At 70.6% G+C, this 19716-nt stretch carries 14 protein-coding genes and 3 pseudogenes; 7 read left to right on the forward strand and 10 right to left on the reverse strand.

The features are described 5' to 3' along the window. Window positions 1-142 precede the first annotated feature (142 nt). Both ASG59_RS11655 and ASG59_RS11660 read left to right on the forward strand, forming a co-directional pair. Entirely contained in the window at window positions 143-514 is a 372-nt protein-coding gene (locus ASG59_RS11655) for a DUF952 domain-containing protein (protein ID WP_056408990.1), read from the forward strand. Further along, complete coding sequence (locus ASG59_RS11660) at window positions 511-1590, forward strand: quinone-dependent dihydroorotate dehydrogenase (protein WP_055883244.1); 1080 nt, start codon at window positions 511-513, stop codon at window positions 1588-1590. The genes ASG59_RS11655 and ASG59_RS11660 overlap by 4 nt, the downstream gene beginning before the upstream one ends. A gap of 36 nt (window positions 1591-1626) precedes the next feature. Here ASG59_RS11660 and ASG59_RS11665 read toward each other — a convergent pair whose 3' ends face one another. Next, on the reverse strand, window positions 1627-2361 hold the full coding sequence (locus tag ASG59_RS11665) for a hypothetical protein (RefSeq protein ID WP_055883242.1): 735 nt from the start codon (window positions 2359-2361) through the stop codon (window positions 1627-1629). Window positions 2362-2592: 231 nt separating this feature from the next. On the opposite strand from ASG59_RS11665, the gene ASG59_RS11670 reads away from it, so the two are divergent. After that, the gene (locus ASG59_RS11670) at window positions 2593-3408 is read left to right on the forward strand and encodes a L,D-transpeptidase (RefSeq protein WP_056408991.1); all 816 of its coding nucleotides are present in this window, start codon (window positions 2593-2595) and stop codon (window positions 3406-3408) included. 97 nt (window positions 3409-3505) lie between these two features. On the opposite strand, the gene ASG59_RS11675 is transcribed toward ASG59_RS11670, so the two are convergent. Beyond that, window positions 3506-4231 carry a DUF2076 domain-containing protein gene (locus ASG59_RS11675; RefSeq protein WP_056408992.1) on the reverse strand — a complete coding sequence of 242 codons (726 nt, stop codon included), beginning with the start codon at window positions 4229-4231 and terminating at the stop codon, window positions 3506-3508. A 153-nt stretch (window positions 4232-4384) separates the two neighbouring features. Here ASG59_RS11675 and ASG59_RS11680 point away from each other — a divergent pair, with 153 nt between their 5' ends. Together ASG59_RS11680 and ASG59_RS11685 are read left to right on the forward strand one after the other, a co-directional pair. Continuing rightward, window positions 4385-5650 carry a DUF2254 domain-containing protein gene (locus ASG59_RS11680; protein WP_056408994.1) on the forward strand — a complete coding sequence of 422 codons (1266 nt, stop codon included), beginning with the start codon at window positions 4385-4387 and terminating at the stop codon, window positions 5648-5650. A gap of 126 nt (window positions 5651-5776) precedes the next feature. Next, entirely contained in the window at window positions 5777-5986 is a 210-nt protein-coding gene (locus ASG59_RS11685) for a hypothetical protein (RefSeq protein ID WP_055883234.1), read from the forward strand. 382 nt (window positions 5987-6368) lie between these two features. Here ASG59_RS11685 and ASG59_RS20540 read toward each other — a convergent pair. The 5 genes and pseudogenes from ASG59_RS20540 to ASG59_RS11700 form a co-directional block, all read right to left on the reverse strand. Then, window positions 6369-6582 (reverse strand): annotated as a pseudogene (locus ASG59_RS20540) (porin family protein); the annotation flags it as partial. A 1-nt stretch (window position 6583) separates the two neighbouring features. Beyond that, window positions 6584-7118: pseudogene (locus ASG59_RS21100) on the reverse strand (porin family protein); the annotation flags it as partial. A gap of 1 nt (window position 7119) precedes the next feature. Further along, window positions 7120-7496, reverse strand: a pseudogene (locus tag ASG59_RS21280) (porin family protein); the annotation flags it as partial. Window positions 7497-7780: 284 nt separating this feature from the next. Then, window positions 7781-8548 carry a peptidoglycan editing factor PgeF gene (gene pgeF, locus ASG59_RS11695; RefSeq protein WP_056408999.1) on the reverse strand — a complete coding sequence of 256 codons (768 nt, stop codon included), beginning with the start codon at window positions 8546-8548 and terminating at the stop codon, window positions 7781-7783. A gap of 139 nt (window positions 8549-8687) precedes the next feature. Continuing rightward, complete coding sequence (locus ASG59_RS11700; RefSeq protein ID WP_056286149.1) at window positions 8688-10889, reverse strand: 3-hydroxyacyl-CoA dehydrogenase NAD-binding domain-containing protein; 2202 nt, start codon at window positions 10887-10889, stop codon at window positions 8688-8690. A 114-nt stretch (window positions 10890-11003) separates the two neighbouring features. Here ASG59_RS11700 and ASG59_RS11705 point away from each other — a divergent pair, with 114 nt between their 5' ends. Beyond that, complete coding sequence (locus ASG59_RS11705) at window positions 11004-11822, forward strand: EAL domain-containing protein (RefSeq protein ID WP_156387791.1); 819 nt, start codon at window positions 11004-11006, stop codon at window positions 11820-11822. 96 nt (window positions 11823-11918) lie between these two features. Here ASG59_RS11705 and ASG59_RS11710 read toward each other — a convergent pair whose 3' ends face one another. From ASG59_RS11710 to ASG59_RS11720, 3 genes are all read right to left on the reverse strand, one after another. Beyond that, complete coding sequence (locus ASG59_RS11710) at window positions 11919-12419, reverse strand: hypothetical protein (protein ID WP_055888511.1); 501 nt, start codon at window positions 12417-12419, stop codon at window positions 11919-11921. A gap of 123 nt (window positions 12420-12542) precedes the next feature. After that, complete coding sequence (locus ASG59_RS11715) at window positions 12543-13751, reverse strand: acetyl-CoA C-acetyltransferase (RefSeq protein ID WP_055888509.1); 1209 nt, start codon at window positions 13749-13751, stop codon at window positions 12543-12545. A gap of 200 nt (window positions 13752-13951) precedes the next feature. Further along, complete coding sequence (locus tag ASG59_RS11720) at window positions 13952-15736, reverse strand: acyl-CoA dehydrogenase C-terminal domain-containing protein (RefSeq protein WP_056409001.1); 1785 nt, start codon at window positions 15734-15736, stop codon at window positions 13952-13954. 288 nt (window positions 15737-16024) lie between these two features. Between ASG59_RS11720 and ASG59_RS11725 the strand changes: the two genes are divergently transcribed. Further along, complete coding sequence (locus tag ASG59_RS11725; RefSeq protein ID WP_056409003.1) at window positions 16025-19690, forward strand: tetratricopeptide repeat protein; 3666 nt, start codon at window positions 16025-16027, stop codon at window positions 19688-19690. Window positions 19691-19716: the final 26 nt, after the last annotated feature.

Below are 19716 nucleotides of genomic sequence, written 5' to 3' on the forward strand. Positions count from 1 at the left end.
AGCGAATAAGACATACAGCCTAGGTCTAGGAAATTAGAACTTGCCGCGGCGAAAGGCAACAGCGGTTGCCGCCATCGGCGCCGCCCTCTATCGCCAACCCTGCGCGGCCGGCCCCTTCCAACGTGCCGCGAGGACCCTTGCGATGGCGCTCATCTACAAGATCTGTCCGCGCGACCTGTGGCGCGCGGCGCAAGCCGAGGGCCGCTTCCGGGGCGCGCCCGTCGACTTGGCCGACGGCTACATCCATTTCTCGACCGCCGCGCAGGCCGTCGAGACGGCGGCACGGCACTTTTCCGGAATCGACGACCTGCTCCTGCTCAGCGTGGACGCCGATGCCCTGGGGGCGGGCCTGCGCTACGAGCCCTCCCGCGGCGGCGACCTGTTTCCGCATCTCTACGGCGACCTGCCGCTCTCGGCCGTGGTCGCGGTGGCCGACCTGCCCCTCGATGCCGTCGGCCGCCACGTCTTTCCGGCTGACGTCTTTCCGGCGGGCTTGGGAGGACCCTCGGCATGATCGGGGCCCTGTTCCCCCTGGCGCGGCCGCTCCTCCACGGCCTCGATGCCGAGACCGCCCACAACCTGACCCTGCGCGGCTTGAGCCTGATGCCGGCCCTGGCGCCGGCCACCGACGATCCCGTCCTGGCGGTGGCGTGCCTCGGGCGGCGCTTCCCCAACCCGGTGGGGCTCGCCGCCGGCTTCGACAAGGGCGCGCAGGCGCCCGACGCCCTCCTCGGCCTCGGGTTCGGCTTCGTGGAGGTCGGCGGCGTCGTGCCTAAGCCCCAGCCGGGCAACCCGCGCCCGCGGGTGTTCCGCCTTCCCGCCGACGGGGCCGTCATCAACCGCTTCGGCCTCAACAGCGAAGGCCTCGCGGTGGTCGCCGGGCGCCTGGCCGCCCGCCGCGGCCGGCCGGGCCTCGTCGGGGTCAACATCGGCGCCAACAAGGAGGCGACCGACCGGCTCGCCGACTACGTCGCCTGCACCACGGCCCTGGCGCCGCTGGTGGACTTCGTGACCGTCAACGTGTCCTCGCCCAACACCCCGGGCCTGCGCGACCTGCAGGGCGAAGCCTTCCTCGACGAACTCCTGGCCCGTGTGGTGGCCGCCCGCGACGACGTCCAGCCGACCACCGCGATCCTCCTGAAGATCGCCCCGGACATCACCCTCGACGCCCTCGACGCCATCACCGCCACGGCGGTCCGGCGCGGCGTCTCGGCCTTGGTCGTCTCGAACACCACCGTCGCCCGTCCCGCGAGCCTGACCGAAACCGGCCTCGCCGGGGAGACCGGCGGCCTCTCGGGCCGGCCCTTGTTCGGCCCCGCCACCCGGCTCCTGGCCGAGACCTACCTGCGCGTGGGTGCCACGCTGCCGCTGATCGGCGTCGGCGGCATCGATTCGGCGGACGCCGCCTGGACCAAGGTCAGGGCCGGCGCCTCCCTCCTCCAGCTCTATTCGGCGTTGGTCTACGCCGGTCCCGGCCTCGTCGGCGCGATCAAGGCGGGCCTTGCCAAACGCATCCGCGCCGAGGGCGGGGACAGCCTCGCGGCGGTGGTCGGCCGCGATGCGGCGGCCCTGGCGAAGCTGCCGGGCTGAGGCGGAGCCTTCGGCCAACGGACGGTCCGGCCCCGCTCAGTCGAACAGCGCGTCGATGTCGCCCTGGTCGACGTGGCCCGGATCGTCTCCGAGCCGCGGCCCGTTGAGCAGCGAGCTCTCGTCGTCGACGTCGGGCTTGATGGGGCCGACCCCGAGCACGTCCTTGAAGCTGTCGAGGCCGCCCCAGGCCTCGATCATCCGGTCGAGGTGCTCCTCCACGAACTTCAGGACGCCGACGATCTTGCTGATGCGCTGGCCGGTGAGGTCCTGGAAGTTGCAGGCCTCGTAGGCGACGACGACGCGCTCGAGGATGGCATCGACGTTCTCGCGGCCCGCCGCCGAGGTGCTCATGGCCCGCAGCATGCCGGCGTTGGTCTCGATCTCCTCGATGGCCCCGAGGATCGTGCTGGTCGCCCGCTCGGTGGAATCGACCACCGCGTCGAGTTCGCCCGCGACCCGGCGCATGCCCTTGCCGGTGCTCTCCGAGCGGTAGAGCGTCGCGATCTCCGTCTTGGTCCGGGTGATCGCGTCCTTCATGATGTCGAGTTCGGAGCGCATGGAGAGGGCGTCGGTCAGTTCGCGCCGGCAGGCTTCCACCGTCTCGATCGTGCTCGTCTGCGTCATCTTCCGCAGATCCTGGATCGCGGACAGGATTTCGGTGAGGCGGGCGGCGTTCAGGTCCGAGGTTTCTGCAGACGCCACCGGCGCCATCGCCGGCTGAACACTCGCCAGACCGAGGCTGTCTTCGATGCGATAGCGCTTCATGGTCATGGTGGGGGATCAGCCGGCTATGAGGTCACCGCCGGGACGGTGAACGAAAGGGGTTGCCAATTGCTGAATGGGATCGGTCTTTGCCCGTGGTGACCGAATCTTTACGCTGACTCGCTCCCGCACCGCTGTGCGATCGGATTTCCGGAGGATTCACCACGTTCTTTCATCGGGCGATCCCGGCCCCCTCCGCATCATCGCGCCCGACGAGGCCGGCGGACGGGGGAACGGGCGATGCGCGCAGGGTGGTGTTTGGCGGTGGCGGGGGCGATGGCGCTCACGTCCGGCGCGGAAGCGCAGGCGCAAGGAAGCCGCTACGGCGGCGGCTTCATCGAGTTCCTGGTGACGGGCAACGGTCGTCCCGCTCCCGTGGGTCCGGCCCGGTCCGGCGCACGGATCGGTGCCGATTGGGCGGTGCCCGACCATGCCGCCGCCTACGGCCACGGCGGCGTGGTGGCCCCCGCCCCCCGCCGCCTGTTCTCTGGCGACCGCGTCCCCGACGAGCCGATGCCGGCGGCCGTGCTGCGCGCACCCACACGCCTGGCCGCCCTGCCCCAGGCGACGCCGTTGCGGGATCCCGACCAGGGCGTCATCGCCCGAGCCCCCGATCCGCGCTTCAGCCGCCAGGTGGTGGATTTTGACGGCCGCCAGGCACCGGGCACCATCGTGGTCGATACGCCCTCGAAGTTCCTCTATCTGGTCCAGCCCGGCGGCAAGGCCCTGCGCTACGGCATCGGCGTCGGCCGGCCCGGGTTCACCTGGGCGGGCACGAAGACCGTCAGCCAGAAGAAGGAATGGCCGGATTGGACGCCGCCGGCCGAGATGCTGCGCCGCCGTCCCGACCTGCCGCGCCACATGGCCGGCGGCCCGGAGAATCCCTTGGGCGCGCGGGCCCTCTATCTCGGCTCGTCCCTCTACCGCATCCACGGCACCAACGAGCCGCACACCATCGGGCAGTCGGTCTCGTCGGGCTGCATCCGGATGATGAACGAGGACGTCATCGACCTCTACGAGCGGGCCGGGGTCGGCACCCGCGTCGACGTGATCTGACGACGAAAAACGCCCGGCACCGGGAACCGGTGCCGGGCGTCCGTCGAAGAACGCGCGATCCTTCAAAATCGGCCCCGTACGACGGGGCCGATCGGGCTCACACCCAGTCGTCGTCGCCGCCGCCGCCGAGGTCGCCGCCGAAATCACCGCCGGCATCGTTGTCGAACGAGGCGCCCTGGAGATCGTTGCCGCCGCCGAGCGCCGATCCGAGGTCCTGGGTGCCGCCGCTCAGGCCCGCCGCCTCCGCACCGGTACCGCTGAGGCCCGCCGCCGCGGCGCTGCCGAGGCTCGAATGACCGCCGGCGAACGCGTTCGACAGCGCGCTTCCCAGGAGCATGCCGCCGGCCGCACCGGCGGCCATGGGCAGGGCCGTGGCCATGAAGCCGCCGCCGCGCGCCGGAGCCTGCTGCTGTCCGGCCCAGGGGCCACCCTGCGGGCCGCCGTAGCCGGGCTGCTGGCCGTAGCCGGGCTGGGGCTGACCGTATCCGGGCTGCCCGCCCTGGCCACCCCACGGCTGGCCCGCGGGACGCTGCGGCTCCTGGCGCGAGCCGCCGCCGAAGATGCTCGACAGGAAACCGCCGCCGCCCTGCGGCTGCTGCTGGGCGTGCGAGGCCGCCTCGCGGGCCTGCTCGAGCTGCTGGTTGAGGCTCTTGATCGCCTCCTCCTGCACATAGATCAATTGCGCCATCGCGTAGGGGGCGTAGGGCTGGCTCCGAAGCTTGTCGGCAATGAAACGCTCGGCGTCCGCGTCGCGGGGCTGGCTTCCCGCCTGCTCGAGACGCTGGAAGATGCCGTTGATGACGTCACGTTCTTCGCTGTTCATGGAGTCGTCCTCCTGGGGCAAGCCGGCGGGTTTGCTCCGCTCAGGCGTGCTTGAGATGGGTGCGTCGATCGGGTTTTGTCAGGGGGCCGCCGCGAACTTCGCGTTATCCGGCCGTTCGACCGTTTCACATCGATCACGCGCATCGGAGGCCGCATGAACGCGCGGGTGAGAGCCTGGCTGGAGATCCTCGGGGACCAGTTCTGGCTTCGGCCGGCGTCGATCGTGCTCGCCTGCCTCGCCCTGGGGCAGATCGCGGTCTGGCTCGAGACCGCGCGCGTCGCCGGCTACGACGCCTCCTCGCCCGACGCGAACTGGGGGTATTCCGGCGGGGCCGAGGGCGCCCGCGCGCTTCTTAGTGCGGTGGCGTCGTCGGTGATCGGGGTCGCCGGCACCACCTTCTCCATCACCATCGCGGCGCTGTCCCTCGCCTCCGGCCAGATGGGGCCGAGACTCCTGCGCAACTTCACCCGCGACGCCCGCAACCAGATCGTGCTCGGCATCTTCCTCGGGACGTTCGCCTACGCCCTGATCGTCCTGCGCACGGTCCGGACCGTGGAGGAGACCTCCTTCGTCCCGCACCTCGCGGTCACCGGAGCCATCGTGCTCGCGATGCTGAGCGTCGCGACCCTGGTCTGGTTCGTCCATCACATCGCGACGAGCATCAACGTCGAGACCGTGGTCGATGCCGTCCATCGCGACCTGTGCGAGGCCGTCGCGGACCGGTCGCTGGCCGCACCCGGCCTGCCGGTTCCGGCGCAGGGCCCGCCCGGACTCGCCGTCGCCACGCCGGCGAGCGGCTATCTCCAGGCCGTGAACGCCGAGCGCCTCGCCGATTGGGCCCACCGACGCGGGGTCGTCGTGCGCCTCAGGGTCCGCCCGGGCGACTACGTCCCGACCGGTCTGCCCCTCGCCGAGGTCTCCGCGTCCGTCGACGGCATCGAGCAGGCGCTCGCGCGCGCCCTCACCTTCGGCCGGCGGCCGGCGGCGCTGCAGGACCTGGAATTCTCCGTGCGGCAGCTTTCGGAGATCGCCGTCCGGGCCCTGTCGCCCGGCATCAACGATCCCTTCACCGCCGTCAGCGTCGTCGCCCACATGGGCGACGCCCTCTGTCGCCTCGCCTCGCGCCATCTTCCCACCGGCGTCCTCGCCCGTCAGGGCCGGATCGCCCTGATCCATCCCGTGACCGATTACGGCGGGCTGTGCGATGCCATGTTCCACCTGATCCGCCAGAACGCGGCCGGGTCGCCCTACGTGCTCGGATACATGCTCGACGTCTTCGGTCGGGTGGCACACGTCGAGGGTTCGCCGAGCCGCGTGAAGGAACTTTTGCGCCACGCGGACCTCGTCATCGCGGCGGCACGGCGCGACGTGGCGGAACCCGCAGACCTCGCCGACCTGGAGCAGCGTCGTCGTTTCTGAAGCCGGCGTGGAGTGCCGCCCGGCAGCTGCGGCTTACATCCGTCGGAACCGGCGCCTTGGAACCGGCGCCCGACGCCGACGCTTGGCTTCCCGGATCGTCGTCCAACCGGACCAGGAGGAACCGCCATGTCGAGCGATATCGAGACACACCGCGCGCTGATCGCCGGGCTTAAGGCCGCCATGGGCAAGGCGGACGGAACCTTCGAACAGGCGGTCACCAGCGCCTTCGAGCACGTCTTCGAACACCTGGAGCGCCTCGACGCACGCGGTGCCGATAGCGGGCCGGAGGGCAAGGATCGCCCCCTCAAGCCCGGCGAGCCGTCGACCCTGAGGTAGGGCCGAACAGAAGCGGCGACGGGGTTTCCCGTCGGCGGTTGGGCCGAACAGGGCCAATGACGCGAAAGAGGCCGCCCCGGCGAAGGGGCGGCCTCTTTCTCATGCGGATCGAGCCGGAACCGGCCGAAAGCCGGCTCCGATCGGAACGGTCGGATCCTAGTAGGAGCCGAACTTGTAGTTCAGGCCGGCGCGGACGGCGACGAACTCGGTGCCGTTGCTGCGGTTGGAGAAGCCGGGCTGGCGGTAGGTGACGCCGTTGGTGTCGAAGGCGTAGACGCCGGCGTTGCGGTTGTTGTTCGACGAACTCGGTGCCGTTGCTGCGGTTGGAGAAGCCGGGCTGGCGGTAGGTGACGCCGTTGGTGTCGAAGGCGTAGACGCCGGCGTTGCGGTTGTTGTTCTCGAGGTTCACGTACAGGCCTTCGACCTTGAGCGTGACRGCCGAGGACTTGAAGAAGTTCAGGAAGGAGTCGGTGGGGAGGGCGTACTCGAYACCRCCGCCGGCGGCGTAGCCGGTGCGGAAGTCGTCGTTGCCGCGGAAGCCGCCGAACGAACGCTCGTTGCTGCCGGCGCCGTAGGCGAAGCCGCCGGTGCCGTAGNGAGAAGCCGGGCTGGCGGTAGGTGACGCCGTTGGTGTCGAAGGCGTAGACGCCGGCGTTGCGGTTGTTGTTCTCGAGGTTCACGTACAGGCCTTCGACCTTGAGCGTGACAGCCGAGGACTTGAAGAAGTTCAGGAAGGAGTCGGTGGGAAGGGCGTACTCGATACCACCGCCGGCGGCGTAGCCGGTGCGGAAGTCGTCGTTGCCGCGGAAGCCGCCGAACGAACGCTCGTTGCTGCCGGCGCCGTAGGCGAAGCCGCCGGTGCCGTAGGCCGTAGAACAGGACCTTGTCGAAGGCGTAACCGATGCGGCCGCGCACGGTGCCGAAGTAGTCGAGGCTGGCGGTGCCGCGGGGATCGACGAAGGTGACGTTGCCGTCGATCGGGGCGAAGCCGGGGGTCAGGACGAAGGCGTTCCGGTTACGGCCGAAATCGACGTACTGGGCGTCGGCCTCGACGCCGACCACCAGGCCCGAGCCCGGGGTGAACTGGTAGTTGTAGCCGACCTGGCCGCCGCCGGTGAAGCCCTCGTTGGAGNTCGACGTACTGGGCGTCGGCCTCGACGCCGACCACCAGGCCCGAGCCCGGGGTGAACTGGTAGTTGTAGCCGACCTGGCCGCCGCCGGTGAAGCCCTCGTTGGAGCTGTTGGAGAAGGCGATCTGCGACGGGCCGTTGGCGGTGCCGGGCAAGTTGCGCACGAGGCCGGGGAACACGTTGTCGTAGACGTTGCGGTCCTGGTTKCCGGCGTCGAAGCCGTAGCCGGCGTTGATACCGAAGTAGAAGCCCGTCCAGGTGAAGACCGGGACCGGGACGAAGACCGGCGGCGCGGCGCGGCGCGGAAGGTCGGCGGCGAAGGCCGAGCCCGCCAGGACGATGCCGGCAAGAGCGGTGGTGGCCCGAAGGAAGGATTTCATGGTGCTGGTCCTCATACTGTCGATGAGACGGCGCCGGCGCCGGCCTCACGAAGCCTCGTCTGTAGTTCAGCAGCCTGGAAGAAGCTGTTGCGGACCGATCACGCCAGTCGCCGGAAAAGCGACCCCTTTGTGGCGATGATCCGTCCGTTGTGTTCGTTCGACCTTGGGCTACCTCGACCCTGAACGCGCTCGAACGGCCAAGGTTCAATCGCGACGGCGCCTTTCCGGCTCGACCAGGATGACGGATTGTCGCACCCCTGGAATCCGTTTGTCGGGGCCGGAATTCAGGGCGCCAGGGCGATGGCCGAGATCAGGCGGCCGTAGTCGGCCTCCTGGCGGTGGGTGGTGCGCCGGTAGCTGTAGAAGCGCTCGGCGTCGACATAGGTGCACAGGCCGAGCGAGGCGTGGCGGCCGATCTCCTCCTGTTCCAGGCGCCACAGGACGAAGCCCGGCAGGTCGAACTGGGCATGGCCCGGCCGGTCGCCGGGCGCGAAGAACCGCGCCGCCCCCGGTGCCGCCTCCTCGAAGCGGTCGCGCAGGTCCGTGCCGACCTCGTAGGACGGCTGGTGGATGGTGGGACCGAGCACGGCGACGATCGACCCGCGCTCGGCGCCGAGCGCCTCCATCGCCGCCACCGTGGCGGCCACGACGCCGCCGAGCGCCCCCTTCCAGCCGGCATGGGCGGCACCGACGACGCCGTTGCGGGTATCGGCGAACAGGATCGGACCGCAATCGGCGGTGGCGATGCCGAGCGCCAGCCCCGGCACGACGCTCACCATCGCATCGGCCTTGGGTCGCTCCGCCAGCGCCGGCGCCTGCGTCAGCACGACCACCTCGGCGGAATGGATCTGGTAGAGGCTGGCCAGGGCGGTCTCGGCGACGCCGAGGGCCGCGCACATCCGCCGCCGGTTCTCGGCCACGCGGCCGGCGTGGTCGCTCGAGCCGAGCCCGCCGTTGAGCGAGGCGTAGAGGCCCTCCGAGACGCCGCCCCGGCGGGTGAAAAAGGCATGCCGGATCGCGGGGTCCGCGAGATCGGGCGAGGTGAGGAACATCGCGTGTCCTTGCCGTTGCGGCACATGACCGAGGGAGGGTCGAGGGGTCATACCCCCTCCCCCGCCGCCGGTCACCGGACATGGGAAGGGCCGGTCCCGCCTCGCGGCACCGGCCCCGGGTGGCGTCGAGCGTCCTGGGCTAGGCCGCCCGCTTGGCGGCCTCGCCGTAGAAGGTGCTCCCCGTCTCGGCCATCGCCGCGAGGTTCTCGGGCACCGCAAAGCGCGCGCCGTGCTTGGCCTCCAGGCTGCGGGCCAGCGCCACGAACTCCCCGGCGCCCATGAAATCGATGTAGGACAGGGTGCCCCCGGTGAAGGGCGCGAATCCGAATCCGAGGATCGAGCCGACGTCGGCCTCGCGCGGATCGGTGATCACGCCCTCGCCGACGGTGCGGGCGGCCTCCAGCGCCTGCACCACGAGGAAGCGGTGCTTGAGTTCCGTGACATCCACCGCGTCCGGGTCGAGGGTCTTGGGCTGTAGTGCCTTCAGGCCCGGCCACAGCCGCTTCGGAGCACCCTCGGGGTAGTCGTAGAAGCCGCGCTTGTTCTTGCGTCCGAGCCGGCCCTCGGTCTCCACCAGGGTGACGAGGAGCTGCTTCTGGCCGGGATCGACCGCGTCGGGGCCCAGCTGCGCCTCCGTGGCCCTGGCGATCTTCAGGCCGAGGTCGAGGGCGACCTCGTCGTTGAGCGAGAGCGGGCCCACCGGCATGCCGGCCAGCTTGCCGGCGTTCTCGATCATCGCGGCGGGCACGCCTTCGAGGAACATCTTGTGGCCTTCGAGCAGGTAGGCCGTGACGCAGCGGTTGGCGAAGAAGCCGCGGCTGTCGTTGACCACGATGGGCGTCTTCTTGATGGCCCGCACGTAGTCGAGGGCGGTGGCGATGGCCCGGTCGCCGGTCGCCTCGCCCTTGATGATCTCCACGAGCATCATCTTCTCCACGGGCGAGAAGAAGTGGATGCCCACGAACTGGTCGGGCCGGGAGGAAGCCTTGGCCAGGCCCGAGATCGGCAGGGTCGAGGTGTTGGAGGCGAAGATCACCTCCGGCCCGATGGCCGCCTCGACCTTGGCGATCACCTCGGCCTTCACCGCGGGGTCCTCGAACACCGCCTCGATGACGAGGTCGCAGCCCTTGAGGTCGGCATAATCGGCGCTGGCGGTGATGCGGGCGAGCAGCGCGTCACGGTCGGCGGTCTTGGCGCGGCCCCGGTTGATCTGTCCGGTGATGAGGGTATGGGCGTAGGCCTTGCCCTTCTCGGCGGCCTCCATCGACCGGTCGACGAGCACCACCTCCATGCCGGCGTTGGCGCTCACGTAGGCCACGCCCGCCCCCATGAATCCGGCCCCGACGACGCCGACCTTCCTGACGCTGGTGGGAGCCACGTCCTTGGGGCGGCGCGCGCCCTTGTTGAGCTCCCCCATCGACAGGAACAGCGTGCGGATCATCGCCGCGGCCTCCTTCGACCGCAGGATCTTGGCGAAGTACCGGCTCTCGACGCGCAGGGCCAGATCCATCGGCAGCTGCAGGCCCTCGTAGACCGCCCCGAGGATGGCCTTGGCGGCGGGATAATTGTCGTGGGTCTCGCGGCGGTAGATCGCGTTGGCGGGTGGCCAGATCATCATGCCGGCGGGCGAGTAGACCTTGCCGGAAGGCGCCTTGAACTTGGGCGCGTCCCAGGGCGCCACCGCCGAGCCGCCGGCCCTGATCCAGGCACGCGCCTTCTCCACGATCTCGGCCTTGGGGGCGACCTCGTGGACGAGGCCCATGGTCTTGGCCATCAGCGGGCGGATCTGCTCGCCCTTGAACAGCATCTGCAGGGCGTCTCCGGTCTGCATCAGGCGCGGCACGCGCTGGGTGCCGCCGGCACCGGGGAACAGGCCGACCTTGATCTCGGGCAGGCCGACGCGGGTCTTCTCGTCGTCCGACAACACCCGGTGATGGCAGGACAGGCTGAGCTCGAACGCGCCGCCGAGGCAGAGGCCGTTGACGGCGGCGGCGAACGGCTTGCCGCAGGTTTCGAGCTTGCGGAACACCAGGGTCAACTGCCGCGACTCCTCGAAGAAGTGGCGCATCGCCTCCTCCTCGCCGGACTTCGCCTTGAGCTTTTCGTATTCGCGGCCGAGGCCCTGCAGCATCGTCAGGTCGGCGCCGCCCGAAAAGCTGTCCTTGCCCGAGGTGATGACGCAGCCCTTGACGGCGGCATCCGCCACCACGGCGTCGATGATCTGATGGAGCTCGGCCATGACCTGCGCCGTGATCACGTTCATCGAGCGGCCGGGCATGTCCCAGGTGGCGAGCGCGATTCCGTCGGCGTCGGTCTCGAAGCGGAAGTTCGTGAGATTCATGGCTGATCCTCCAAAGGGGGCGGCGTGGACCGTCGGCTTCTTAAGTCGATGAAAGGATTTTTGCCGTCATGGTTTTGAAGACAAACGACCGACATTAACATGGGATACGATGGGATGAGCGCGAAGGTAGCCTGCAAGGGGTGTGGAACCGGCAAAGCCCTGGACTTCACCTTCACGATGGCCTTCCAGCCCATCCTCGACGTGGAACGCGGCCGCATCTGGGGCTACGAGGCCCTGGTGCGCGGGACCAACGGCGAGTCCGCCGGTTCCATCCTCAGCCGCGTCACGGAGGAGACGGTCTACCGCTTCGACCAAGCGGCGCGGGTGAAGGCAATCGAACTCGCGGGCAGGCTCTTTCCCGCCGACGACGAGACCAAGCTCTCGATCAACTTCATGCCCAACGCCGTCTACGAGCCGGCGGCCTGCATCCGTTCGTCCCTGGAGGCGGCGCGCCGCTTCGGGTTCGCCCACGACCGGATCATGTTCGAGTTCACCGAGAACGAGAAATTCCGCGATACCGCCCACGTCCAGCGCATCGTCACCGAGTACCGCAAGCAGGGCTTCCTCACCGCGCTGGACGATTTCGGCGCCGGCTTCGCCGGGATGAGCCTGCTCGCCAACTTCCGGCCCGACCTCATCAAGATCGACATGGACCTCCTGCGCGGCATCGACACCGACAAGGGCCGCCAGATCATCACGGGCGGGATCATCGCCATCGCGCGCCAGCTCGGCGTGGCGGTGATCGCCGAGGGCGTCGAGACCCGGGCGGAACTCGACACCCTGCGCGAACTCGGAGCGACGCTGTTCCAGGGTTACCATTTCGCCAAGCCCCAGATCGAAGCCCTGCCGGCCGTGGCGGGGTTCGAGACGCAGGCCGCCCCGGTCCCCACGGGCTTCGAGACGCCGGCCGTGCGCGTCGCCCCGGTCCACTGAGGCGGCGCGAGGTCGCGCCGCCCGGTTCTGCGCCACCGCGGCGGGGGGGCGGCCCGGTCGTATGGTCGTCGCCGCCCGGCCGCGGGGCATCGCGGCTCAGCGGGCCGGTGCGGGAGTCGGTGCCGGGCCCGGCGCCTGCCCGGGCAGGCCCGGAGCGTCGGCCGCCGCGGCGACGGTGAGCATGTTGACGAGCTTGGTCACCGCCGCCTGCGAGATCAGCGTGATGGTCGAACCCGGATCGGCGTTGATCGCCTGGAACTTCTGGTAGATCTTGTCGTCGTAGATGCCCGAGAGATGCTTGATCTCGTCGAGGGTGAACTTGTCGGCGTATTCCTTCGACAATCCCTCGATCAGCGCGGTGCGCTGGCGGTCGAACTCGGCGCGGACCTCCTGGCGGACCTTGTCGCTCTTCTCGGCGGGCATGGCGGCCACGGTCTTCTCCAGCGCGCCGGTGAAGCCCGTCTCGAGGTTCTTGATCACGGTCTTCTGGACCAGCGCCTTGGCGGCCTCGATCCGGTCGGAGGCCTCGTCGGCGCGGGCCGCCATCGGCAGGCCGAGCAGGGCGGCCAGGGCCAGGGTGGGAAGCAGTCTCGTCATAGGGGCGTTTCCTCCGCAATGTTGGCTCGAACCGCGCCGCTCCAGGCGGCGTCGGGCGCGGGCCCGCGTCTATCAGGCTTTGGTACGGCCGGGCAGAGCGGCCGCCGGTCGGCGGGCCGATCCTCAGACGCGCTCGATGATCGTGGCGGTGCCCATGCCGGCACCGATGCACAGGGTGACGAGCGCCCGCTCCTTGCCGGTGCGCTCGAGTTCGTCGAGCACCGTGCCGAGGATCATCGCGCCGGTGGCGCCGAGCGGATGCCCCATGGCGATGGCGCCGCCGTTGACGTTGACCTTGGCCGGATCGACGTCGAAGGCCTGGATGAAGCGCAGGACCACGGCGGCGAAGGCCTCGTTGACCTCGAACAGGTCGATGTCGGACAGGCTCAGGCCCGCGCGGGCTAGCACCTTCTTCGTCACGTCCACCGGGCCGGTGAGCATCAGGGCCGGATCGGAACCGATGTTGGCGAAGGCGCGGATCCGCGCACGCGGCCTCAGCCCGGCGCGGTCGCCCGCTTCCTTCGAGCCGAGCAGCACCGCGGCGGCACCGTCGACGATGCCCGACGAATTGCCGGCGTGGTGGACGTGCTCGACCATCTCCACGTCCGGATGGGCGTCGATGGCCACGGCGTCGAAGCCGCCCATCTGGCCCATCTGGACGAAGGAGGCCTTGAGCTGCCCCAGCGACTGCATGTCGGTGGAGGGCCGCATGTGCTCGTCGGTGGCGAGCAGGGTGATGCCGTTGATGTCCTTCACCGGCACGACCGAGTTCTTGAACAACCCGTCCGCCCAGGACTTGGCCGAGCGCTTCTGCGATTCGACGGCATAGGCGTCGCAATCGTCACGGGAAAAGCCGTACTTGGTGGCGATGAGGTCGGCCGAGACGCCCTGGGGCATGAACCACGACTTGATCGCGATCTGCGGGTCCACCGGCCAGGCGCCGCCCGAGGCGCCGAGCCCGACGCGGCTCATCGATTCGACGCCGCCGCCCACCGTCATGTCGTGCTGGCCGGCCATGACCTGGGCGGCGGCGAAGTTGATCGCGTCGAGGCCCGAGGCGCAGAACCGGTTGATCTGGATGCCCGGCACGTGGGTGCCGTAGTCGGCCACCAGCGCCGCGGCGCGGGCGATGTCGCCGCCCGCCTCGCCGACCGGATCGACGCAGCCGAGGACGACGTCGTCCACCTGTCGCGTGTCGAGGTGGTTGCGGTCCTTGAGCGCGCGCAGCGCGACCTCGGCCAGCCGCAGGGCGGTGACCTCGTGCAGCGCGCCGTCGGGCTTGCCGCGGCCGCGCGGGGTGCGGACGTGATCGTAGATGAAGGCCTCGGTCATGTGCGCGTCCCAGGTTGTCCCCGCCGACGAGCGGGCTGTGTCTTGCCGACCTGATCCCGTCGTTCCGGGGCTGCGCAGCAGAACCCGGAAGCCATCAGCCGAGGTCGTGCCTCGGTCTGAACCGACGGCTGTCATGGAGTCCGGGTTCGCTCTGCGAGCGCCCCGGAACGACCCGTGTCGAACGGCTCGGTCCGAGCGCTCTAGAACGCCTCGACCGGCAGCGCCATGGTCGTCTCGGAACCCGCCTTGATCCGCACGAGGCGCATCGCCGTCTCGGGCAGGATCCGCTCCATGTAGAAGCGGCCGGTGACGAGCTTGGCCTCCATGCGCTCGGGCGCCGAGGCCTTCGCGGCGATGGCCGCCTTGGCGATCCGGCCCCACATGTAGCCCATGGCCACGAGGCCGAGGAGGTGCATGTAGTCGGTGGCCCCCGCGCCGGCATTGTCGGGCTTGGAGAACGCGTTCTGCATGAACCATAGGGTCGCGGCCTGGAGGTCGTTCAGCCCGGCCTGGAGCGGCGCGGTGAACGGCGTCATCGCTTCGTCCTCGCCGTGGTCCTTCACGAAGGTCTGGACCTCGCCGAGGAAGGCCATCATCGCGCGGCCGCCGTCCTTGGGCAGCTTGCGGCCGATGAGGTCCATCGCCTGGATGCCGTTGGCGCCCTCGTAGATCATGGCGATGCGGGCGTCGCGCACGAACTGCGACATCCCCCATTCCTCGATGTAGCCGTGCCCGCCGAACATCTGCTGGGCGGCCACCGCGTTGTCGAAGCCCTTGTCGGTGAGCACGCCCTTCACCACCGGGGTCATCAGGCCCATGTGGTCCTCGGCGGCCCGGCGCTGGGCCTCGTCGTCGGACCGGTGGCCGATGTCGGCCTGCAGGGCGGTCCAGAGGATCAGCGCGCGCCCCGCCTCGTTGAAGGCGCGGATGCCCATCAGCGTGCGGCGCACGTCGGGGTGGACGATGATCGGGTCGGCCGCCTTCTCGGGCGCCTTGGCCCCGGTGAGCGACCGGCCCTGGAGCCGGTCCTTCGCGTAGGCCACCGCGTTCTGGTAGGCGACCTCCGACTGGCCCAGCCCCTGGATGCCCACCGCCAGGCGCGCCTCGTTCATCATCACGAACATGGCGTTGAGGCCGCGGTTCTCCTGGCCGACCAGCCAGCCCGTGGCACCGTCGTAGTTCATGACGCAGGTCGAATTGCCGTGGATGCCCATCTTGTGTTCGAGGGAGCCGCAGGAGACGCCGTTGCGCGCGCCCAGCGAGCCGTCCGCGTTGACGAGGACCTTCGGCACCACGAACAGCGAGATGCCCTTGGTGCCGGCCGGCGCGCCCTCGATCCTGGCGATGACGAGGTGGATGATGTTCTCGGCCATGTCGTGCTCGCCGGCCGAGATGAAGATCTTGGTGCCGGTGAGGCTGTAGGAGCCGTCGCCGTTGGGCACGGCCTTGGTCTTGAGGAGGCCCAGGTCCGTGCCGCAATGGGGCTCGGTGAGGTTCATCGTGCCGGTCCAGGCACCCTCGGCCATCCGGGGCAGGTAGGTCTGCTTCTGCGCGTCGGAGCCGTGGACCAGCAGGGCCGCCATCGCACCCTGCGTCAGGCCCGGGTACATCCCGAGGGCGAGGTTGGCCGACGAGGCGAACTCCTGGATCGCGCAGTTGAGCGTGTGCGGCAGCCCCTGGCCCCCGTAGGCCTCCGGTAGCGAAAGGCCCATCCAGCCGCCCTGGGCATAGGCGTCGTAGGCGGCCTTGAACCCGGTGGGCGTCGTGACGCTGCCGTCGGGATGGCGCTTGCAGCCCTCGCGGTCGCCCACCGCGTTGAGGGGGGCGAGCACCGTCTCGGCGAGCTTGGCGCCCTCGTTCAGCACCGCCTCGACCACGTCGGGCGACGCATCCGAGAAGCCGGCGAGGTTGTCGTAGCGGTGGAAGCCGAACACGTCGTTCAGCAGGAACAGCGTGTCCTCGACAGGCGCCCGATAGCTCGGCATCTCGCATCCTCCAGGATCTGGGGTCGCCGTTTCGGCCCGTCGGGACCGCCGGCTTCCTCGATGGTTCATATGTAAACTATCAGGCGGCACAAACGTCAAGGGGGCCGTGAACCGCTGCCGCCGGACGGGGCCGGTCGGAGGCCGCTTTCCCATTTCGGCATAGTCCTTAACCCGCTGTTTACCAAGAACGCCAAATGTCGAGCGCAATCGAACCCTTCCGTCCCCGTCGCCGCGAGGCGCCTCGGAGACGTCGGGGCGAAGTCCGGACCTCGCCGCTCAGGTTTGACGATGAAACGCAACGCGACGCTGAACCTCAAGGGCCTCGATCCGGACGTGCTCGACGCGGCCCGCGACGTGGCGCGCCGGGCCGGCATTCCCCTGGAGACCTGGATCGCCTCCGTGGTCGAGCAGGAGGCCGAGCCGCATGCGCGGCGCAAGCGCGGTCCCGGAAGCCTGCCGACCGCGACCGTCCCGTCCCCAGGTCCGGCTCCCGCAAGCCTGCCCCAGCGATTCGCCTCGTCCACCGCCGCCATCGCCGAGCCGCGCCTGCCCGAATCGCGTATGCCCGATCCGGGCTTTGCGTTCGCTCGCACCGCCGATGCGCCGCCGGCCCCGCCCGTCGCCGACCGTCCGGCCGAGGCGAGCAGCCTTCCCCCCGTTTCCCCGCCCGTGGAGGCACCTGCGCCCGCGGTCTCGGACGAGGCGCCCGCTTCCGTCGAAGCGGCCGTCGCCGCCCCGGCGGAGCCGCCTGTCCCGCTCGACGCGTTCGCCGCATCCCTCGCGCAGATGTTCCAGCGCCTCGACGCCATCGACAGGAAGATCGACGGCACCCACGAGGCGGCGCGCGACGCGGCCACCACGAGCGTCGCCGGCATCGAGGCGCGGCTGTCCACGGTGCTCGACGGCGGGCTTCCGCCCGTCGCCGAGATGACCGAGCGCCTCGCCACCATCGAGCGCCGGATGGCGGAGCTCGGCGAGCAGCTCGCCCAGCCGCGCGCCCTCGGCCGGCGCGGCCGATCCGCCGCCCTCGAGATGGCCGACGCGGTGGGCGAGATCCGCCAGCGCCAGCGCGAGCTCGAGGAGCGCGGCGAGGGCCAGGCCTCCGCGCATCGCTCGGTGGCGGCGCTCCAGCACGAGGTGGCCGCCGCCATGGAGGCGACCTTCGGCGGCACGCCGTCCTCGACGATCGGCGAATTGCAGCGCGAGACGAGCCGCCTGCGCGATTCCATCGGCGGCCTCGCCACCGGCCAGGACGTCAACGCCCTCGAACAGGCGGTGCTCAGCCTCGCCAGCGGCGTCGGGCAGGCGCAGAAGCCCGCCGACCTCGCCGCGATCGTCAAGCCCATCGAGATGATCCAGGTCCAGGTCTCGCGGCTGGCCGAGGACGTCGCCGAGAACGTCCACGCCCGCGTGGCGGGGGACGTCGAGCGCCTGGCCGACCGGTTCGACCGGGTGCTGAGCGTCGCACCCTCCGACCATGCCGACCGCGACGCCCTCGGCAGGCTGTTCGGAGAGATCGAGGAGATCCGCCACCTCATCGCGGCCCTGGCCGGCCCCGAGCGCATCCAGAGCCTCGCCCAGGGCCTTCAGGCCCTGAGCGCCCAGATCGCCAAGCTGCAGGGCGACGCCGACCAGGACGCCACCCGCATGGCCGAGATCCGGCCGCTGCTGGAGGAGATCCGCAGCGACCTTAAGGCGCCCAAGGACGACGGCATCGGTCGCCAGATCCAGGCGATGGGCGAGATGCTCGACGTCCTGCGCACCCGGCCCCTGTCCGACGCCTCCGGGTCGGATGCGATCATCGACCGGATCGACGCCCTGGCCGACAAGGTCGACCGGGTCGGCGTCAACCCGGTCGGCGACCTCATCGGCCGCCTCGAGGACCTCGGCGAGACCCTGCGCCGGCCGGCCGTCCCCGGCGGCGACCTCGCCAGCATCCATTCCATGCTCCACGACCTCGCCGACAAGGTCGACCGGGTCCAGGGCCCCGGCGCCGGCTCTTCCGGCGAAGGGCTCGACGCCCTCGAGAAGCAGATCGTCGCCCTGTCGCAGCGGATCGAGACCCGCGGCTCCGACCCGGCGATCCTCGGCCTCGAACGGTCGATGAGGGACCTCCTCGCCCAGGTCGGCACGCCCGAGGCGCCGGTGGCCGGCCGCACCGAGATCGGCTCGCTCAAGGCGGATCTGGAGGAGCTGCGGACCCATCAGGCGGCGTCCGAGCAGCGCATGCAGGCGACGCTCAACGGCGTCCATGCCGCCCTCGACCGGCTCGCGGGCCAGTTCGGCGGCCCGACCGCGCAGGCGTCTGCGGCGTCCCCTCAAGCGCCTGCGGCGTCCCCTCAAGCGCCTGCGGCGTCCCCTCAAGCGCCCGCGGCGTCTGCTCCGGCGCCCGCCGCGCCTCAGGCCCGCATCGCCATGCCCGAGGCGCCCACGCCGGCGGCCGCACCCCGCCCGCAGGGCGCCGCGCCCAAGCGGCCGGAGCTTCCGAAGAGCGCCGTGGTGCCGACCCCGGATTCCCCCTCGGAGTGGTCGCGGGCCAAGGACGAGATCCTGGAGCCTGGCGCCGGCCGGCCGACCCGCGCACGGCCGGGCGCCACGCCGATCGAGCCCGAGCCTGAGGCGCCCGCCCCGTCGAGCAGCGAGATCAAGTCGAACTTCATCGCCGCCGCGCGCCGCGCCGCCCTCGCCGCACAGGCCGAAGCGGCCGAGACCGCGAGCCCCAAGAGCCGCTTTCGCGAAGGCCTGGGCAGCGTCCGCCCGGCCTCCGACGAGGCCGGCGTCGCCGCCGGCGAGCCGACGCCCTCGCGCACCGGCCAGATGCGCGCGGCGATCGACAAGCGCCGCAAGCACCTCCTGCTCGGCCTCGCCGCCGTGATCCTGGCGCTGGGCGGCCTCCAGGCCATCCGCGCGTTCTCGCCGGCCCAGGCGCCGGTGCAGGAGGTCGGCGCATCGGCCGACGCGACGGCTCCCTCGAACGCCGCGCCCGTGGATGCCGGCACCAAGGCCCTCGGTTCCGACAAGCCTGTCGATACCGAGAAGTCCGTCGCCCTCGACAAGCCGGCGGCCCTCCCCCCGGATGCCGGGCGTGCCGATCCCCTGACGACGCAGTCGATCTCGACCGCGCCCGACACCGCGGCGAGTGCGTCCCCGCCGCCCGCCGCCCCGGTCGATCCGGCCGAGGGCGCCAAGCCGGCGCCGTCGCCCGCCCGCAAGGCCGTGCCCAAGGTCGCCGACATGGGGAGCCTCGCGGGAGTGCTGAACGGCCTGCCCGCGAGCCTCGCCTCCGTGAAGAAGGCGGCCCTCGACGGCGACGGCGCCGCCATCTACGACCTTGCCGCGCGCCAGGCCGAAGGCCGCGGCGTCACCCGCGACATGGTGCTGGCGGCCAAGCTGTTCGAGAAGCTCGCCGCGGCGGGCTACGCGCCGGCGCAGTACAAGCTCGCCGGCCAGTACGAGAAGGGCCTGGGCGTCACCCGCGACATCGCCCTGGCCAAGATCTGGTACGGTCGCGCCGCCGACCAGGGCAACATCCGCTCGATGCACAACCTGGCGGTGATCTTCGCCGAGAACCCGAGCGCCACCGGCAAGCCCGATTTCGTCACGGCGGCGCAATGGTTCCGGCGCGGTGCCGATCACGGCGTGCGCGACAGCCAGTACAACCTCGCGGTGCTCCACGCCCGCGGCCTCGGGGTGCCCCAGGACCTCGTGCAATCCTACCTCTGGTTCTCCGCCGCCGCCGCCCAGGGCGACGAGGACGCCGGCAAGAAGCGCGACGATGTCGCCGGTAAGCTCGCGCCCAAGGATCTGGCCACCGCGCGCAGCCTGGCGGCCGCCTTCAAGCCCAAGGCGGTAGACCTGCCCGCCAACGAACCGCCGGCGGTCGCCGCGTCGGCGGCGATGACGCTGCTGGGAGCCCCCGCCCCCGCTCCGGTCTTAGCTCCGAAGCGTAGCTGACACTGGGTCTCGGGGTGCGGCGGCGC

Origin of the sequence: Methylobacterium sp. Leaf466 (genome assembly GCF_001425565.1) — a bacterium.
Lineage (GTDB): Bacteria > Pseudomonadota > Alphaproteobacteria > Rhizobiales > Beijerinckiaceae > Methylobacterium.

Bases quoted from the DNA above. Each gene is read 5' to 3' on its own strand.
- ASG59_RS11655 (WP_056408990.1), top strand. From the start codon at position 143: ATGGCGCTCATCTACAAGATCTGTCCGCGCGACCTGTGGCGCGCGGCG.
- ASG59_RS11660 (WP_055883244.1), top strand. From the start codon at position 511: ATGATCGGGGCCCTGTTCCCCCTGGCGCGGCCGCTCCTCCACGGCCTC.
- ASG59_RS11665 (WP_055883242.1), bottom strand. From the start codon at position 2,361: ATGACCATGAAGCGCTATCGCATCGAAGACAGCCTCGGTCTGGCGAGT.
- ASG59_RS11670 (WP_056408991.1), top strand. From the start codon at position 2,593: ATGCGCGCAGGGTGGTGTTTGGCGGTGGCGGGGGCGATGGCGCTCACG.
- ASG59_RS11675 (WP_056408992.1), bottom strand. From the start codon at position 4,231: ATGAACAGCGAAGAACGTGACGTCATCAACGGCATCTTCCAGCGTCTC.
- ASG59_RS11680 (WP_056408994.1), top strand. From the start codon at position 4,385: ATGAACGCGCGGGTGAGAGCCTGGCTGGAGATCCTCGGGGACCAGTTC.
- ASG59_RS11685 (WP_055883234.1), top strand. From the start codon at position 5,777: ATGTCGAGCGATATCGAGACACACCGCGCGCTGATCGCCGGGCTTAAG.
- pgeF (WP_056408999.1), bottom strand. From the start codon at position 8,548: ATGTTCCTCACCTCGCCCGATCTCGCGGACCCCGCGATCCGGCATGCC.
- ASG59_RS11700 (WP_056286149.1), bottom strand. From the start codon at position 10,889: ATGAATCTCACGAACTTCCGCTTCGAGACCGACGCCGACGGAATCGCG.
- ASG59_RS11705 (WP_156387791.1), top strand. From the start codon at position 11,004: ATGAGCGCGAAGGTAGCCTGCAAGGGGTGTGGAACCGGCAAAGCCCTG.
- ASG59_RS11710 (WP_055888511.1), bottom strand. From the start codon at position 12,419: ATGACGAGACTGCTTCCCACCCTGGCCCTGGCCGCCCTGCTCGGCCTG.
- ASG59_RS11715 (WP_055888509.1), bottom strand. From the start codon at position 13,751: ATGACCGAGGCCTTCATCTACGATCACGTCCGCACCCCGCGCGGCCGC.
- ASG59_RS11720 (WP_056409001.1), bottom strand. From the start codon at position 15,736: ATGCCGAGCTATCGGGCGCCTGTCGAGGACACGCTGTTCCTGCTGAAC.
- ASG59_RS11725 (WP_056409003.1), top strand. From the start codon at position 16,025: ATGAAACGCAACGCGACGCTGAACCTCAAGGGCCTCGATCCGGACGTG.